We start from the raw sequence: 17,431 nt of genomic DNA, 5'->3' as shown, positions 1-17,431 counted from the left end.
CCTCAGTTTAGCCCGCTCGCCGGGTCGTGCGGCGTAAGCGGCAGCGCGACGCGCACCACAGTCCCGCGATTGTTGTTGCCGGGCCCGGTCGTGAAGCGCGCCGAAATCAGCCGCGCACGGGTCTTCATATTGTCGATGCCGCCGCCGATCCGTCCCCGCGCCTTGGCGAGCCCGGTCCCGTCGTCGGAGATTTCGATCGACAGCCGCTCCTCGTCGGCCTCGAGCCGCACGGTGACGGCCAGTGGGGCGGCATGGCGCACCGCATTGTTGATCGCCTCCTGGGCGATCCGGAACAGCGCGACGCTGACGGTGGGTTCCAGTCGTTCCAGTGCGCCGTGCGTCTCGTCGACGAGGCCCCACTCGATGGCCGATCCCGTGTCGCGGGTCGATCGGTCGAGATGATGCTCGATCGCCTGTGCGAGACCGAAGAGCTGGAGCACCGAGGGTTTGGCCTGTTCGATGATCTGCCGCAGATCCTGCATGCAATGCTGCAGCGAACGCGAGACCGGCTCCAGCGCCTCGGGCGTCACCTCGCCGTTGCGCGACAGCCGGTCGATCCGGCGGGCAAGCCGCGTCAGGTCGGCAAGCGTCTGGTCGTGCAGGTCCATGCCGATCCGCTGGCGTTCCTGCTCCAGTGCCTCGGTCAGCTTCAGCGCGCCCTGCCGCAGCCCCTCTTCGCGGGCGCGGGCCTCCGCCTCGACGATGGCCGAGCGTTGCGCCTGTTCGGCAGCCTGCAGTGCGAAGAAATAGGGTGTCAGCAGGTCGGCGATGATGCGGGCGCGTTCGATATCCTCCATCGTATAGACACCAGCCGTTCGCGACGAACAGGAGAGCGCGGCGATGATCGTGCCCTGAACCTTCATCGGCACGTGCAGGCGGCTCCGCAGCGACTCCTCGACGATCGGCCGCTTGAAGGCGCCCTCGAAGTGGAAACGCGGGTCCGTCATGGCGTCGTCCGCCAGCAGAAAGTCCACCTCGCCCCAGAGCAGCGACCGGATCGGGCTGTTGATCACGGGCGCGCCGGCAAGATCGCCCCAGGCGGTTTCGATGCCCGTTTCATAGGCCGTGTGGTAATTGCCGCCCTCAAGGAGCACGCAGACATCGAGATGGTCGTGCGGGATGATATGAGCGACCTCGGCCGCAACCGAACGGATAGCCGAGCGGAAGTCGAGCTGGCCCGCGAGCAGCCGGGAAATACCGAGATAGTGGTCGAACATGGCTGCGGGTGCGAGATGCAGCATGATGGTTCCTCCCCGAGACGGCAGGCTCCTCAACCCGCCGCGATCCCTTTGCAGTAAGCGCCCGCGGAAGCGCCGCCGTCTTGCGTAAACCCGCAGCTAATTGCGCAAAACCCGCAAACGACTTGCTGCCTTGCCCCTGTACAGGCCGATCGATCTCCCGCATCCTGCCCTTACTGAGAGGAGGAAGCTCAGTGCAAGAACAATTTTCACTCGAGCCCGATTGGGTCGGCAGGAGTGAAGCGATCCGCTGACCAGCGCGATCATCAGGGAGGAAGACATGACAATCCGCAAGATGCTTCTGGCATCGGCCGCAATTGCTTGCGCCGCTATGCCCGTTTCCGCCTTTGCCGACACAGCGGCCAAGAAAATCGCCCTTTCCAACAATTATGCCGGCAACTCTTGGCGCCAGGCCATGCTGACGAGTTGGGGCAAAGTGACGGGCGAGGCCGTGAAGGCCGGCGTCGTTGCCGCTGCCGATCCCTTCACCACCGCCGAGAACCAGGCGACAGAGCAGGCGGCGCAGATCCAGAACATGATCCTGCAGGGTTATGACGCCATCGTGCTGAACGCCGCCTCGCCGACGGCGCTGAACGGCGCGGTCAAGGAAGCCTGCGACGCCGGCATCACCGTGGTGTCCTTCGACGGCATCGTCACCGAACCCTGTGCCTGGCGCATCGCCGTCAACTTCAAGGAAATGGGCCGCAGCGAAGTAGAGTACCTGTCGAAGAAACTTCCTGAGGGCGGCAACCTGCTCGAGATCCGCGGTCTGGCCGGTGTCTTCGTCGATGACGAGATCTCGGCAGGCATCCACGACGGCGTCAAGCAGTTCCCGCAGTTCAAGGTCGTCGGCTCCGTTCATGGAGACTGGGCGCAGGACGTGGCGCAGAAGGCGGTTGCCGGCATCCTGCCGAGCCTGCCTGATATCGCCGGCGTGGTGACGCAGGGTGGCGACGGTTATGGCGCCGCACAGGCGATTGCCGCGACCGACCGGAAGATGCCGACCATCATCATGGGCAACCGCGAAGACGAATTGAAATGGTGGAAGGAGCAGAAGGACGGCAAGGGCTACGAGACCATGTCCGTGTCCATCGCGCCAGGTGTGTCCACGCTCGCCTTCTGGGTCGCTCAGCAGATCCTCGACGGCAAGCAGGTCAAGAAGGACCTCGTCGTGCCCTTCCTGCGCATCGACCAGGACAATCTCGAAACGAATCTCGCCAATACCCAAGCCGGCGGCGTCGCCAACGTGGAATACACGCAGGCCGATGCAATCAAGGTCATCGAGTCGGCGAAGTAAATCTCCCGGCGAATGCCGCGCGGCCGCAAACGGCCGCGCGGCATTCTTTGTGAAGCAGATGTGGCGGGCAGCATGGATGAGGTTTTGAAGGCGGTGATCGCCGTCGATGGCGCCAAGGTAAGCTTTGGCGCGGTCAAGGCGCTCGACGGCGTCACGCTCCGCGTCATGCCGGGCGAATGCGTCGGGCTCGTCGGCCATAATGGCGCTGGCAAATCGACGATCGTCAGCGTGATCAACGGCGGGCTCACGCCGCACGAAGGAAGTGTGGCAAGCGACGGCGAGCGGCTGGAGCGCTATGGCATAAACGCTGCGCGAGCCCGCGGCGTGCGCTGCGTCTTCCAGGAACTTTCGCTCTGCCCCAACCTTTCCATCGTCGAGAACGCCCGCATCATGCACCGTCATCTCGGTGGCCTCGGCTGGCGCAGGCGCGCCGCTGAAATCATCGAGAAGAGCCTCGATGCCGTCTTTCCCGGCCATGGTATCGACAGCAGCCGGGCTGTCGGCGATCTTTCGATCGCCGAGCGGCAGATGGTCGAGATTTCAATGGCCTTTTCCGATGCCGGCATCGCGCCGCGGCTGGTGATCCTCGACGAGCCCACTTCGTCGCTCGATGCAAGCCTCGCCCGCCAGATGCTCTATCATGTCCGCCGCTTCATCGCCGCCGGCGGATCGGTCATCTTCATTTCGCATATCCTGCACGAGATCCTCGAAACCTCCGACCGCATCGTCGTGATGAAGGACGGCCGCGTCGTCGCCGAGCGTCCGGCTGATGGATTCGACCATCACGGCCTCGTGGAAGCGATGGGCACCGTCGCCAAGGAGGAAACCAGGCAGCGCCCGGGGCGCGAACACTCCACCGCTCCGCTCATTCTGTCCCATCAGACGAAAGGCCTGCCCTTCGCCGCCCGCAAGGGAGAAATTATCGGACTGGCGGGACTGGCCGGCCACGGGCAGACCGAACTGCTGCTTGCCCTGCATGCCGCCCAGTCCGGCAACTGGCTGCCTGCGCGCAATCCGCTCGTCACCTTCGTCGCCGGCGACCGCCGCCTGAACGGGGTCTTCGAGCTCTGGAGCATCCTGCGCAACTTCTCCATAGCCTCGCTCGGTGACCTGTCGCGGCGAGGCCTCATCGTCGCAAACGAGGAAGAGATGAAAGGCGCCGACTGGAAGCGGCGGATCGAAATCCGCACGCCCGATATGGCCGCCAATCGCATCCTGTCGCTTTCCGGCGGCAACCAGCAGAAGGTGCTCTTTGCCCGCGCGCTTTCAACGCGCGCGCCGATCGTTCTCATGGACGATCCGATGCGCGGCGTCGACGTCGGGACCAAGCAGGAGGTCTACGCCATCATCCGCGACGAAGCGGCGCGCGGCCGCACCTTCATCTGGTACTCGACCGAAATGGACGAAGTCAGCCTCTGCGACCGCGTCTACGTCTTCCGCGAAGGCCGCATCACCGCCGAACTTGCCGGCGACGCGGTCAACGAGAAGAATATCATCGCCGCCTCCTTCCAAGGGCTCGCCGCATGACGTTCCGGCTGTCGTTCGACGCCATGCGTCTTGCCATCCCTGCTCTGTCGCTGACGCTGCTGCTTGCCGCCGTCTTCTGGCTGCAGCCGCGCGCCATGAGCTATGTCGGGCTCAACCTGCTGTTCAATCTGGCTGTGCCGATCGCGCTGGCGACGATCGCCCAGATGCTGGTGATGGCGGTCAACGATCTCGATCTGTCGATGGGCACCTTCGTCAGCTTCGTCGCCTGCGTCACCGCAACCTTTCTGCGGGATGCTCCCCTGATCGGCATCCTGATCCTTGCTGGCGCGATTGCCATCTATGCGGCCCTCGGTGTCGTCATCCATCTGCGCAACCTGCCGTCCATTGTCGTCACCCTCGGCATGAGCTTCGTCTGGGGCGGCCTTGCGGTGCTGTTGCTGCCGGCACCCGGCGGTCAGGCGCCGGACTGGGTGCGCTGGCTGATGACCGTCAAGCCGCCACTGGTGCCGATGGCGATCGTTGCCAGCATCGTCATCGCCGCTGTCGCTCATCTTCTCGTCATGCGCTCCTCGCTCGGCGTGCTGATCCGCGGCATCGGCGGCAACCAGCGCTCGGTCGAGCGCGCCGGCTGGTCGATTGTCGCGGCGCGCGCCGGCGCCTACGGTCTTGCCGGACTGTTCGCCGTGCTTGCCGGCATCGCCCTCGTCGGCCTGACGACCTCGGCCGATGCCAATATCGCGCTGCGCTACACGCTGCTGTCGATCGCCGGCGTCATCCTTGGCGGCGGCGAGTTCATCGGCGGCCGCGTCTCCCCTGTCGGCGCCGTCATCGGCGCGCTGACACTGACGCTCGCCGGCTCGTTCCTGTCCTTCCTGCGCATCTCGCCGGACTGGCAGATCGGGGCACAGGGCGCGATCCTGATCATCGTGCTCGCGCTTCGCCTGATGTTGAATCGCTTGGAGAAGCGGGAGAAACGCCGATGACCCCGCTCCTCAGCCTCTTCGGCAAACCCTGGATCTGGTCGTGGCTCGCCGCCTTCATCGTCTGGTTCCTGACGATCATGGTGACGCTTGGGGCCAGCACGCTCGGCCTGTCGCAGGCAGCCCTCACCTTCGCGGCCTTCTCGGTCATCGTCGGCCTTGGCCAGATGTTCGTCATCACGCTCGGTCCCGGCAACATCGATCTCTCGGTTCCCGCCACCATGACGCTTGCCGGCACGGTGGCGCTGAAGCTGATGAATGTCGAAAACGGCATGATCCTGCCCGGCCTTCTCATTGCCGTCGTCATCGGCCTTGTCGTCGGCCTCGGCAATTATGCGCTGATCAAGGCGCTGCGTATTCCGCCGATCATCGCGACGCTGTCGATGAGCTTCATCGTCCAGTCCGCCGCGATCTGGACGAACCGGGGATTACGCATCAAGCCTCCGAGCATGCTTGCGGAGTTCACCACCTCGAACACGCTCGGCGTGCCGAATGTGGCGATCGTCGCGTTCCTCGTCTCGCTGCTTGCCTGGTTCCTGCTCGACAAGACGATCTACGGGCGCTGGATCTCGGCGATCGGCCAGAGCATGCCGGCGGCGCGTATGGCCGGCATACCGGTCGATGGAACACGCTTCGTCACCTATCTGTTCTGCGCTGTGCTCGCCGCGGTCGCAGGCTACCTGCTTGCCTGTTTCTCCGGCGGCGCGGCGCTCAACATGGGCTCGGAATATCTGCTGATGTCGATCGCCGTCGTCGTGATTGGCGGCACGGCGGTCGCCGGCGGCGATTCTAACGTGCCGGGCATCTGGGGCGCATCGCTCTTCATGTTCCTGGTCGTCTCGATGCTCAACACCTACGGGGTCGGCGCCGGCATCCGCCTCATCATGACCGGCCTCATCATCATCAGCGTCATCATGCTCGCCGGCGGTCGCCGGGCCGGCATGCGATAAACGGAAAGACCGCCATGGCCGAGGCCAGCATCTACGAAATCCACGACCCGCGCTTCCGGCAGTTGATCGTGACGAGCGCCGCTCTCGACGAACTTTATTCCGGTTGCCGCTGGGCGGAGGGTCCCGTCTGGTTCAACGATGCGAACCAGCTGCTGTGGAGCGACATTCCCAATCAGCGCATGCTGCGATGGACGCCGGAGAGTGGCGTCTCCGTCTACCGGCAACCCTCCAACTTCGCCAACGGCCATACACGCGACCGGCAGGGGCGGCTGATCTCCTGCGAACATGGCGCCCGCCGCGTCACGCGCACCGAGGTCGATGGCTCGATCACCGTGCTCGCCGATCGTTTCGAGGGCGCCAGGTTGAATTCGCCGAACGACGTGGTGGTAAAATCCGACGGCACTATCTGGTTCACCGATCCCACCTACGGCATCATGTCGGACTATGAAGGCTATCGCGCCGTGCCCGAGCAGCCGACCCGCAACGTCTACCGGCTCGATCCGGCGACCGGGGGGCTTGCGACTGTCGCTACCGACTTCATCCAGCCGAACGGCCTGGCCTTTTCCCCCGACGAGACGATTCTTTACGTCGCGGATTCGGCGGCAAGCCATGATGAAAGCCTGCCGCGCCATATAAGGGCTTTCGACGTGGTCGACGGCCTCAGGCTTCAAAACGGCCGCGTCTTCTGCCTGATCGACAACGGCATTCCCGACGGCATCCGCACCGATGTGAACGGAAACCTCTGGTCGAGTGCCGGTGATGGCGTGCATTGTTTCGATCCGGCCGGCAAACTGATCGGCAAGATCTGCGTGCCGCAAACCGTCGCCAACCTCACCTTCGGCGGGCCCATGCGCAACCGGCTGTTTATTGCGGCGACGCGTTCGGTTTATTCGGTCTATGTCGCCGTCAGCGGTGCGCAGCTGCCGTGACAGCGTGATCTTGCTGGCGGACGCCCCCGACAGGGAGGGCTCGTTGCCTCGTCAGTGCTGGACGGTCCGGTCGCCGCGGTCGCCCTCACCGGGCTTCGCTTTGGTCGCTTGGTGATGTCGTTCATCCCTGTGGTTGCCATCTCCTTAGAACGCACGCCACGGCAAAAAGACGCATGGAATCAAAAGCATCTCGCGACTCGCAAAACGGAAGCTTGGGCGCGTTAAGTGCTTGAATTTAGATTCGTTTTGACTCGGAACAAATCGCGGGGTGAGCCGTTGACTCGCGTTGGTTGCGTGAGGGAGGCGGGTCGATGGTTGCGCCGCGAGCGAATTGGAAGGGCTATATCAAGTTCGGAGAAGTCGCGTTTCCTGTTGCGCTCTACACGGCCGCATCCTCTTCCGAACGGATCGCCTTCAATACCCTGAACCGAAAGACCGGCAATCGTGTCCGGCGCGAGTTCGTCGATAGCGAAACCGGCGATGCCGTTGAGCGCGACGACCAGGTCAAAGGTTTTGAAATCGAGGATGGGCGATATGTCGTCCTCGAACCCGACGAAGTTGCGGCCGCGATTCCAAACAGCGACAAGACGCTGAAGGTCGAAGCATTCATTCCCATTGACGAGGTCGACGACGTCTATTTCGACAAGCCCTATTATCTCGCGCCTGACAAGATGGGCAGCGATGCCTACAAGCTGTTGCGCGACGGCATGACGAAAGCCAAGGTCGCCGCAATTGCGCGCACGGTTCTGTTCAGGCGCCTGCGCACCGTTCTCATTCGGCCGCATGGCAGCGGCCTCATCGGCTCCACCTTGAACTACGACTACGAGGTCCGCTCGTCGGAAAAGGCTTTCGAGGAGATGCCGGATCTGAAGATCGAGGGCGAGATGCTGGAGCTTGCCAAACACATCATCAACACGAAAAAAGGCCAGTTCGATCCCAAGCAGTTCGAAGACCGGTATGAAAAGGCGGTGGCGGAGCTGGTGAAGGCCAAGATAGAGGGCCGCACGCTGCCGAAGAAGAAGGTGGTCGCGGCGTCCAAGCCGAGCGATCTTCTGCAGGCGCTGCGTGAAAGTGCGGGAATGTCCGCGCCTGCCAAGACCAAACGCACCGCGGCCAACGCCAATGCCGGCAAGAGCAGGCAAAAAGCCACTCGGGCGTCCGGATCCAAGAGCCGCGGCACTGGCGCCCACCAGCGCCGTGCTAGCTGATCGAGGAGGACGTGATGGCGCCCCGCCCCCACTGGAAAGGCTATCTGAAGCTGTCGCTGGTAACCTGCCCCGTTCAGATGACGCCGGCCACCTCGGAAAACGAAAAGGTTCGCTTCCATACGTTGAACCGGGAAACCCAGAATCGCGTCGTGAGCCACTATGTCGATTCCGTCACCGGGAAGGAGGTCAAGGAGGAGGACGAGGTCAAGGGCTATCAGCGCGGTGAGAACGAGTATGTGATCCTCGAAGACGAGGAACTGGAAAACGTCGCGCTGGATAGTACCAAGACCATCGACATCGAGGTCTTCGCACCGCGCGACGGTGTCGAGTGGATCTGGCTCGATACGCCCTATTACCTCTCTCCGGACGACCCGGTCGGTGAGGAGGCGTTCACCGTCATCCGCGACGCGATGGCGGCCGAGAATATGGTCGGTATTTCCAGGCTGGTGATCTCGAGGCGGGAACGCGCCGTCATGCTCGAGCCACGCGGCAAGGGTATCGTGCTCTGGACGCTGCGTTACGGTGACGAGGTTCGCGACGCCGAGACCTATTTCGAGACGGTCGACGACGAAGCAGCCGACAGCGAGATGATGCCGCTGGTCCAGCAGTTGATCAAAAAGCAGACGCAGCACTGGAGCCCGAAGATGGTCTCCGATCCGGTTCAGGACAAGCTTCTCGATATCATCGACGCGAAGCGGAAGCAGATGAAAAAGCCGGGCAAAGCGAAGCCCAAGGCGAGCGAAAAGCAAGAGCCGGCGCCGAGCAACGTCATCAACATCATGGATGCGCTTCGCAAGTCGGTCGAAGCGGAAAACCGGTCCGGGAAGGGCAAACATCCCTCATGACGCGTTCGCGCCGCCCCTCATTGCCATTCCTCAACGAGTCCAACACAAGGCTGCAGTCTCGTCCGATCCGCAAGCGCGATCCCGACCAGCCGAGCCTTCCGTTCGATCCAATGCCGGCGAGGATCGAGCCCTGCCTTGCACTGCTCAAACCCACCGTGCCGCTGGGCTCGGATTGGCTCTACGAGGCGAAATGGGATGGCTACCGGCTGGCGATCCACATCGAGCCGAAGGGCGTTCGTGTCATCACGCGCGGCGGCCATGACTGGACCGACCGCTTTCCCGCCATCGCAGCGGCAGCCAAAGAACTGGGTGTGGCCACCGCCATACTGGACGGGGAAGCGGTGGTTATGGACGAGCACGGCCGATCGGATTTTGGCGCGTTGCAACGTTCGCTCGGCGGTCGAGGCGGCAAGCGGGCTTCGACCGAGTCCATTCTCTACGCCTTCGACCTTTTGTATCTTGACGGGCATGACCTCACCGGCACTGAGCTCGCGGTGCGCCGGCACCTTCTTGAGGACCTGATACCGGAAAGCGGCAATCGGACGATCCGCTTTTCCGAAGAGATAGGCCTGCCGGCCGAAGACTTGCTCGAGCATGCCTGCAATCATCGGCTGGAAGGCATTATCGCCAAGCATCGCGACCGGCCCTACCGCAGTGGCCGCACGGGCGACTGGCTGAAGATCAAGTGCGTTGAGAGCGAGAGCTTCATGATCGTCGGTTACGAACAATCGGCCTCCGCCCGCGGCGGTATCGGCAGTCTGCTGCTCGCCGGCAAGAAGGGTTTCGACTGGATTTCCGTGGGGTCGGTCGGCACCGGTTTCAGCACCAGCGATGCCGAGCACCTGAAAAAGACGCTCGACCGATTGAAGACCAGCCGACCGGTCGTTCCCCTGAAGGGCAAGCGCTACGTCTTCGTGCAGCCGACCCTGATCGCCGAGATCGAATTTCGCGGTTGGACCGATGATGGCAGTCTGCGTCACGCCTCGTATAAGGGGCTGCGTGAGGTCCAGGACAATGCGGCCGTGTTCGATATGACCGGCTTCGGCAGTTGAGGATCATGATCGCCCCTTGGGAAGCTCCAAATCCAAAGCGGCAAGCCGGGCGGCGGCGGCCTCAGACGTCGTCCTGAAGGTAGCGCTCCGCGAGCCTTGCCCACATTGCCGCGCCAACCGTCAGGCTGGCATCGGCGAAGTCGTATTTAGCGCTATGCAGCATGGCGGAATTCATGCCATTGCCGAGACGCAGGAAGCTGCCCGGCTTGCGTTCGAGAAAGTGTGAAAAATCCTCGCTGCCGGGAATGAGCGGGCAAGTCGCGACCTTGTCTTCGCCGATCAGTTCAACCGCGACCATCCGGGCAAAATCCGTCTCGACAGGCGAATTGACGACGACAGGATTGCCGCGATCGTAGTCGATCTCGATGGAAGCATCGTGACCTTCGGCGACTGAGCGGGCCAGCTTGGTGATGCGCTCCTGCAGAAGATCGCGGATGCGCGGCTCGAAGGAGCGCACGCTCAATGCGAGCTTGGCATATTCCGGAATGACGTTGACCGCATCGCCGGCATGGATCGTGCCGACGGTAACGACCGCCGTCTGGGTCGGATCGAGGTTGCGCGAGATGATTGTCTGCAGCGAGACGACGAGGTTGCATGCCACGACCACGGGATCGATGGTCAGGTGCGGGCGCGAAGCATGGCCGCCTTTGCCCTTGATGGTGATATTGACGGTATCCGACGCTGCCATCATCGGGCCGGATCGCAGCAGAAGGGTGCCTTCGGGAGCGCCGGGGTGGTTGTGCAGACCAAAGATTGCGTCGAACGGAAACCGCTCGAACAGGCCGTCGGCGATCATCGCCTGGGCGCCGCTATTCTTGCCCGCCTCTTCCGCCGGTTGGAAGATCAGCGTCACCGTGCCGCTGAAGCGGCGGGTGCGGGCAAGATATTCGGCTGCGCCGAGCAGGACGGTCGTGTGGCCGTCATGGCCGCAGGCATGCATCTTGCCGAGGGTGCCGCTGGCATAGGAAAGCCCGGTTTCCTCGACGATCGGCAGGGCATCCATATCGGCGCGGATGGCGATACTCTTGCCACCCTTGCCGGCGCTGAGCCGCGCGACAACGCCATGGCCCCCGACATTGCGGCTTACGTCATAACCCCAGCCTTCCAGCTTTTCGGCGACATAACGCGCCGTTTCCGCTTCTTCGAAGGAGAGTTCCGGACGAGCATGCAGGTACTGGCGGGTCGCCTTCAGCTCCGCCTCCATGGCTTCGAAATCGGAAACGCGGGCATAGGCATTGTCGAGCGTGGGCATGAACACATCCAGTCGTGATCGAAAGAACCGTTGCTCCGGCCCGGCGGGCCGAAGCAGCTGAGGGGTGCCGGTCAGAGAAACCGGGCGAGAAAGGCCTGGGTGCGAGGATGTTGCGGATTTCCGATGACATCCTCAGGCTTGCCCATCTCGACGACATTGCCGCCGTCCATGAACACGACCCGATCGGCCGCCTCACGGGCGAAACCGATTTCGTGGGTGACGACGATCATCGTCAGACCCTGCCTGGCGAGATCGCGCATGGTGGCCAGCACTTCGCCGACCAGTTCCGGGTCGAGCGCAGAGGTGGGCTCGTCGAACAGCATCAGCTTCGGCTTGATCGCCAGGGCGCGGGCGATGGCGACGCGCTGCTGCTGACCGCCGGAGAGCTGGCGGGGATAGCTGGTTGCCTTTTCCGACAGGCCGACCCGCTCCAGCAGCCGCATGGCGTTCTCCGTCGCGGCCTTACGGCTTTCTCCGTGCACGCCGACCGGGGCCTCGACGATGTTCTGTAGCACCGTCATATGCGGATAGAGATTGAACTGCTGGAACACCATGCCAATCTTGCGCTGCTGGCGGGCGATCCCGTTGCTGGACAGCTTTTCCAGCCGGTCCTTGCGGAGGCGATAGCCGATCTGTTCGCCATCGACCTCGATGAACCCCTTATTGATCGCTTCGAGATGATTGATGCAGCGCAGGAAGGTCGATTTTCCCGATCCGGACGGGCCGAGCACCACGACGACTTCACCCGGCATGACGTCGAGGTCGATCCCCTTCAGCACGTCGAGCTGGTCGAAGGACTTGTGGACGTTGCGGGCCCTGACGAGAGGCTTTGTGGTTTCGGCGGCGGTCAATGGCTTGCCTCCTCGACAAGGGTCTCGGATTTGGCGGCTGCGGTATTGCTGCGCCGTTCGCTGCGGCCGTAATAGGCCTCGATATAACTCTGGCCGAGATTGAGGATCGAGGTGATGAAGAGGTACCAGAGGACCGCGACAAGCAGCATCGGCACGATCTCGAACGTACGGTTGTAGATCGACTGGACGGAATAGAGCAGATCGGCCATCGCGATGACGCTGACGAGCGAAGTCGCTTTGATCATGCTGATCAGCTGGTTGCCCGTCGGCGGCACGATCGAGCGCATCGCCTGCGGAATGATGATCCGCCACAGCGCCCTGCCCTTGGTCATGCCGAACGCTTCCGCCGTCTCGAACTGGCCGCGATCGACGGAGAGAAGGCCGCCGCGAATGATCTCGGCCATGTAGGCCGCTTCGTTCAAAGCCAAGCCGCCGATCGCCGCCGTCATTGGCGTGATCACCGAATTGGTCTCCCAGCTCGCCAGCGTCGGGCCGAACGGAATGGCGATCGAAAGTTCAGGAAAAAGGGTCGAGAGATTGTACCAGAGGATCAGTTGAACCAAGAGCGGCGTGCCGCGAAAGAACCAGATGAACAACGATGCCAGCGACCTTGCGAGCCGGTCATTCGACAGCCGAGCGATCGCCAGGCCGAGGCCGAGAACGATGCCGATGGCCATCGCGACCACAGTTAGGCCCAGGCTGACGTAAAGGCCTTTGATGACTGTCGGATCGAAGAAATAGGCCGCGACAACAGGCCAGCCGAAATTCTCGTTATGGGCGACGATCCACAGGAAGTTCGCGGCAACGAGGAGCACGACAACCCACAGGACGAGCCGGCCGGTTCGAAAGGGCTTGTGGGCGTTGGCGACATCCCGAAAGTCCGCACCGCCCGAAGGCGGTGTGGCAGTCGTGCGGTCATTGCTCATTTCGGCAAGGCTCCACCAAGATTGAGGCCGGGCTGCTTGATCATGTTGTTCTCGAGACCCCACTTTTTCATGATGGCGGCATAGGCGCCGTTATCCATCAACGCCTTGATCGCGTCGAGCAGAACGGGGCCGAGCGGCGAGCCTTTCGACACGACGGCGCCCTGATAGAGATCGTCGAACCCATTCTTCTGGCCGACACCGCTCAGTTCCAACTGGCCGTTTGCCTGAGACACGAAATAGGTCAGCGGCGCCTGCGAGGAGAAGAAGGCATCGGCGCGTTTGGAGCGGACCGCCAGGATCGAGCTGGGCTGGTCGGTGTAGGACTGCACTTCAAGTGCTGGCTTGCCGTCCGTCTTGCACTTTTCGACCTGAGCCTGGATCACCTTTTCGGCGGAGCCGCCGGCCATGACGGCAATGCGATTGCCGCAGGCGCTGTCGAGTGAACCGATGTCCTTCGGATTGCCCTTCTGGACGGAAAAGACCACGTATTCCTGAACCCAGTCGACGAAATCATTGGCCTCTTCGCGGGTCTTGAAGTCACCGATCGGACCAAAGGCGAACTGGTATCGGCCGGAGTTGACGCCGGCGAGCAATGCGGTCAATCCGCTAACGGTTTCGTGCTCGATCTTGACGCCGAGCATCTGGCCGATCGCATCGGTAAGATCGGCGCTGGCGCCGGTCAGTTCCGTGCCGGTGACGATCTCATAAGGGGGAAATGAACCATTGTTGACGGAGATCATCTTGCCGTCTGTGCGGATTTTCTCCGGCAAGCGGGCGCGAAGCGCGTCGTTGACGGTCTGTTTCGGCACGGCTGCCTCCTGGGCGAACACCGACGTCGTCATCATCAGGCCCAACAGGGCGGCGGAAGCGATCAGTTTCGAATGCATGTCATTCCCCTTTTTGGTTTTGCGAAAATGGTGGCTCAACGATGACGCCTGCGAGGAGCTTCACCGGGCCTTGGCGTGCCACGGAAACAGGTCGGCGGGTGTCAAAAGGCGCGGCATGATCTTCTGTTCGTAAAGTTCCTCGGCGAAGCCGGCGATCATTGCCTCGTTCTCGGCAAGCCCGCTGACGTTCCAGGTCGGCGGCAGGTCGGCTGCGCAACGGCGCAGTTCGTCGATCATCCACGGCGTGGTGTCCGCGTATTTCTCGCGCTTTTCCAGCCAGATACGCTGGGATTCGTCGATCAGCTCGCTGAGCTCATCCATGATCCAGGGATGCTCCCTGACGATTTCCGCCTTGAAGCCGATCAGATGCATGCCCGGAATATAACCGACCGCGTTGAGGTAAGCGACTTCAGCGGAGCGGAAATCATCCAGCACCTGACGCAGCGGCGAACCCTGATCGAAAAAGCCCTTCGGCATGAAAGGCGTGAAAACGGCGTCCAGCCGACCATCCAACAACAGATCGACCATCGGGCGTTCGCCGGGAGCAGCTTCGATGCGGCCGGGCCGTCCAAAACCATCGAGCCGGTCGACGATCGGATGAGCTTCCGTCAGGCGCCCGGCATACCACATGGCGTCCTCGACACCGACGCCTTCGCGGCGTAACGCAGCGCGGGTCCAGATGTTTCCGGAATCGCGCCAGCCGGTCACGCCGATATTCTTGCCGCCCAGATCGGACAGCTTGCGGATCGGACTGCCCTTGGCAGTGATGATGCAGCGATGGCGGAAGCCGCGCATGATGAAGTTCGGAATGCCGACGACCCGAGCATCGCCATCATGGCGCATCTGCGAATAGCGGCTGAAGGACATTTCCGCGGCATCATGAGCCTCGTCATCGGCGAGACTGGAGACCAGCGTGCCCACACGATCCACTTTGATTTCGAGACGGGAAGAACTGACATCACCGAGCACCAGCGGTGTCATGTAGTCCCAGTCTCGGAGGGCGATGCGAAGCGTTACAGGCATGCGAAGAACTCACGAAATTGCTCGACGAGGGGCAAATTAAATGTTCAAATTAATGAGTACAAATGTTATTACGTTATTGAACATTTAAAGTGAGAACAAAATGGGCGACGCGGTCGAAGCCTCCTGGTTTGCTGAAAAAATAACCGACAGCAGCATCCGCGGGATCGCTCTCGAAACGAGTGCACTGATCCGTGCCGGCGCCTTGCCCGTCGGCACGCGTCTGCCGGCGATCCGCGATATCGCCTATGAATTGCGCGTCAGCCCGGCAACGATCTCGGAAGCCTGGAGTGAACTGCGGCGCCAGAAGATCATCAGCGGCCGGGGGCGTAACGGTACCTGGGTCAGCGGCGACCGCTTTGTCGCCAAGCCGGAGCGTCTTGCGAGTTCGGGAAATTATGCGGCGGGTGTACTCGACCTTACCTCTGCCGGGCCGGATGTTGCACTTCTTCCCTGTCTGGCCAAAGCAATGGCCCATGGCGCGTCAGCCGCCGACCTCAACAGCTATGAGCGCAGCCGTATCGTGCCGGAGCTGAAGGATGCCATTTCGGAGCGATGGCCCTATGAAGCGGAGGCGTTTCTTGCCACCAATGGCGGCTACAATGCCGTCTATACGGTGTTGCACGCGCTGGTCTCTCCGGGGTCGTCGGTGGCGATCGAACATCCGACCGCGATGCGGCTGCTCGATATCCTGGAAGATCTCGGCGTCAGGGTCATTCCCGTCGCCTGCGACAACGATGGTCCCTTGCCGAATTTGCTTCGCGAGGCATTGCGACAGCGGCCGGCAGCCTTCCTGTTTCAGCCGCGGCTGCATTCCGTGACAGGGGTCACCGTCAGTGCATCCCGCCTCGACCAGCTCGGAGCCGTGCTGGAGGATAGCGATACGCTGATTATCGAGGACGACGGCGTCGGCGACGTGTCGGCAGCACCTCCGCATTCCCTGGGTGGTCGATTTGCGGAACGCACGATCCATATCCTGTCACACTCGAAAAGCCTCGGACCGGATCTGCGTCTCGCCGTCTTGTCGAGTTCTGCGCCGATCGTCGACCAGATCCAGTCTTACCGCTCCTTCAGCGCCGGTTGGACCAGCCGCATCCTGCAAGGGGCCACCGCCTGGCTATTGCGCGATCCGGCAAGCTGGCGGCTCATCGCCGAGGCGCGCGACCGCTATCAGCAGAGGCGCGACGCTCTTGCCGATGCGCTCAGCGAACGGGGAATACCGATACCCGCAGGCCAGGGCCTGTGCCTCTGGGTGCCCGTTGTGTCCGAACCATTCGCGATGGTGACGCTCGCCGCCCGCAATATCGCCGTCAATCCGGGCAGCAAGTTCACCGTCCTGCCAAGCGGTCATATTCGTGTCGCGACCAGCACGCTCAGCGCTCGCTGCGAGGAAGTCGCCGATGCCATCGCTCTGGCCCATGCACCATGAAGGGCCGGGACTAAACACCTAGTGGACCATTCCGCCTGGTTTCGTTCTGTTGGAAAATTGGTGGACGAGCATGATGCCCTGCTCGAGCAGCAACTCGGCCGCCCGCAGATCGCGGGGCGCAAGCTCCCCCGATAGTCCCCGGATCGTATTGGCGATACAGATGGAGTTGGCGACGAAGCGGGCATCGCCCTCCCCTCCTGCCTCCTCAGCGGTTGCCTCAAGGGCGTCGGCGACAGTGTCGAGCAGGCTCGAGCGTTCGATAAGCGTCATGTCGTTCAGGGTTTTGGAAATCTCGTTCATATTGTCTCCTCGCGCGTGCCCAAGCCGGGTCGGAGCGCCGATTTTCTCGATTGGAGTCGGATGGCTTTGACTGTCAGATGGCGATGGACGTCTGTAGAAGCAACGCATAGCTGCCGCGCGCCTTACGCATGCGTGCGGCGAGCGAGGTGGCTCAATCCATAATTTCGCGCCGATCATTCCTGATGCTTCAGGAGGTCGGCAAGCATCGGTCGCTGGCCTTTCAAAAGCTTGGTTCCCGCGTCGGCGAGGGAAAACCAGCCGGCGCGATCGACCTCCGGAAAGCTCTTGAGCCGGCCCGATTTGGGCGGCCATTCCATTTGAAATTCAGAGCTCCGTATGGCGTTCACGTCCAATGCCGGATTGGCTTCGATCGACCACGCGACGACGATCTTGCCGCCAGGCTGCCGGTATTCGCCCAGCGGCCGGAAGGTGCCGTCGACTGCTACACCCAGCTCTTCGGCCGTCTCCCTCATTGCCGCCGCCAGTTCATCCTCTTCCGGCTCGACCAATCCCTTCGGGATCGACCAGGCAGCCTCGTCTTTCCCAGTCCAGAAGGGACCGCCTGGATGGACGAGAAGGACTTCGAGGTCATTGGACACGCGCCGATAGATCAGAAGTCCGGCGCTGCGGATTGCCATCGCGTTATGCCCTTCCTGCGTTCATCACGAGGCCAGACATTCCTCGCAGATGCCGCAGCCGTCATCGTCCATCCATCGGCACCGGCGCTTGCAGCACAGGCAAACACGGCCATCGGGCTGGTCATTTCTGTCTTCCGGAGG

Annotated in this window: 17 protein-coding genes; 9 read left to right on the top strand and 8 right to left on the bottom strand. The window is 62.3% G+C overall.

Annotated elements, in window-relative coordinates:
- Positions 1-2 precede the first annotated feature (2 nt).
- A complete protein-coding gene (locus tag GR197_RS21510; protein WP_164013167.1) occupies positions 3-1,241 on the bottom strand; it encodes a GAF domain-containing sensor histidine kinase in 1,239 nt (412 codons plus the stop codon).
- Positions 1,242-1,518: 277 nt separating this feature from the next.
- On the opposite strand from GR197_RS21510, the gene GR197_RS21505 reads away from it, so the two are divergent.
- From GR197_RS21505 to ligD, 8 genes are all read left to right on the top strand, one after another.
- Positions 1,519-2,535: an ABC transporter substrate-binding protein gene (locus tag GR197_RS21505; protein ID WP_164013165.1), complete on the top strand. Its 1,017-nt coding sequence runs from the start codon at positions 1,519-1,521 to the stop codon at positions 2,533-2,535.
- Positions 2,536-2,607: 72 nt separating this feature from the next.
- A complete protein-coding gene (locus tag GR197_RS21500; RefSeq protein ID WP_164013163.1) occupies positions 2,608-4,062 on the top strand; it encodes a sugar ABC transporter ATP-binding protein in 1,455 nt (484 codons plus the stop codon).
- The gene (locus tag GR197_RS21495) at positions 4,059-5,006 is read left to right on the top strand and encodes an ABC transporter permease (protein WP_164013161.1); all 948 of its coding nucleotides are present in this window, start codon (positions 4,059-4,061) and stop codon (positions 5,004-5,006) included. Before GR197_RS21500 ends, GR197_RS21495 begins: the two co-directional genes overlap by 4 nt.
- Positions 5,003-5,953 (top strand): ABC transporter permease, encoded by a 951-nt coding sequence (locus tag GR197_RS21490; protein WP_164013159.1) that lies wholly within the window; start codon positions 5,003-5,005, stop codon positions 5,951-5,953. The genes GR197_RS21495 and GR197_RS21490 overlap by 4 nt, the downstream gene beginning before the upstream one ends.
- 14 nt (positions 5,954-5,967) lie before the next feature.
- Positions 5,968-6,882, top strand: a complete 915-nt coding sequence (locus GR197_RS21485; protein ID WP_164013156.1) for an SMP-30/gluconolactonase/LRE family protein — start codon at positions 5,968-5,970, stop codon at positions 6,880-6,882.
- Positions 6,883-7,193: 311 nt separating this feature from the next.
- Complete coding sequence (locus GR197_RS21480; RefSeq protein WP_164013154.1) at positions 7,194-8,090, top strand: Ku protein; 897 nt, start codon at positions 7,194-7,196, stop codon at positions 8,088-8,090.
- A gap of 14 nt (positions 8,091-8,104) precedes the next feature.
- On the top strand, positions 8,105-8,935 hold the full coding sequence (locus GR197_RS21475; RefSeq protein WP_164013152.1) for a Ku protein: 831 nt from the start codon (positions 8,105-8,107) through the stop codon (positions 8,933-8,935).
- Complete coding sequence (ligD, locus tag GR197_RS21470) at positions 8,932-9,987, top strand: non-homologous end-joining DNA ligase (RefSeq protein WP_164013150.1); 1,056 nt, start codon at positions 8,932-8,934, stop codon at positions 9,985-9,987. Before GR197_RS21475 ends, ligD begins: the two co-directional genes overlap by 4 nt.
- A gap of 61 nt (positions 9,988-10,048) precedes the next feature.
- Here ligD and GR197_RS21465 read toward each other — a convergent pair whose 3' ends face one another.
- The 5 genes from GR197_RS21465 to GR197_RS21445 all read right to left on the bottom strand — a co-directional run bounded on the left by GR197_RS21465 (position 10,049) and on the right by GR197_RS21445 (position 14,926).
- Positions 10,049-11,239, bottom strand: a complete 1,191-nt coding sequence (locus GR197_RS21465; RefSeq protein ID WP_164013148.1) for a M20 aminoacylase family protein — start codon at positions 11,237-11,239, stop codon at positions 10,049-10,051.
- 71 nt (positions 11,240-11,310) lie between these two features.
- The gene (locus GR197_RS21460) at positions 11,311-12,090 is read right to left on the bottom strand and encodes an amino acid ABC transporter ATP-binding protein (protein WP_164013146.1); all 780 of its coding nucleotides are present in this window, start codon (positions 12,088-12,090) and stop codon (positions 11,311-11,313) included.
- Entirely contained in the window at positions 12,087-13,016 is a 930-nt protein-coding gene (locus GR197_RS21455) for an amino acid ABC transporter permease (protein ID WP_164013144.1), read from the bottom strand. The genes GR197_RS21460 and GR197_RS21455 overlap by 4 nt, the downstream gene beginning before the upstream one ends.
- Entirely contained in the window at positions 13,013-13,903 is an 891-nt protein-coding gene (locus GR197_RS21450; RefSeq protein ID WP_164013142.1) for an ABC transporter substrate-binding protein, read from the bottom strand. Before GR197_RS21450 ends, GR197_RS21455 begins: the two co-directional genes overlap by 4 nt.
- Before the next feature lie 60 nt (positions 13,904-13,963).
- Complete coding sequence (locus tag GR197_RS21445) at positions 13,964-14,926, bottom strand: phosphate/phosphite/phosphonate ABC transporter substrate-binding protein (RefSeq protein ID WP_164013140.1); 963 nt, start codon at positions 14,924-14,926, stop codon at positions 13,964-13,966.
- Positions 14,927-15,026: 100 nt separating this feature from the next.
- Here GR197_RS21445 and GR197_RS21440 point away from each other — a divergent pair, with 100 nt between their 5' ends.
- Positions 15,027-16,352 (top strand): PLP-dependent aminotransferase family protein, encoded by a 1,326-nt coding sequence (locus tag GR197_RS21440; RefSeq protein WP_164013138.1) that lies wholly within the window; start codon positions 15,027-15,029, stop codon positions 16,350-16,352.
- A gap of 18 nt (positions 16,353-16,370) precedes the next feature.
- Here GR197_RS21440 and GR197_RS21435 read toward each other — a convergent pair whose 3' ends face one another.
- Positions 16,371-16,652 carry a hypothetical protein gene (locus GR197_RS21435; RefSeq protein WP_164013135.1) on the bottom strand — a complete coding sequence of 94 codons (282 nt, stop codon included), beginning with the start codon at positions 16,650-16,652 and terminating at the stop codon, positions 16,371-16,373.
- Positions 16,653-16,825: 173 nt separating this feature from the next.
- Positions 16,826-17,290 (bottom strand): NUDIX domain-containing protein, encoded by a 465-nt coding sequence (locus GR197_RS21430; protein WP_164013133.1) that lies wholly within the window; start codon positions 17,288-17,290, stop codon positions 16,826-16,828.
- Positions 17,291-17,431: the final 141 nt, after the last annotated feature.

This window comes from Rhizobium phaseoli, from assembly GCF_010668805.1.
GTDB lineage: Bacteria > Pseudomonadota > Alphaproteobacteria > Rhizobiales > Rhizobiaceae > Rhizobium > Rhizobium phaseoli_A.
The sequence above is the reverse complement of the archived record's forward strand: the minus strand, read 5'-3'. Positions and strand labels throughout refer to the sequence as shown.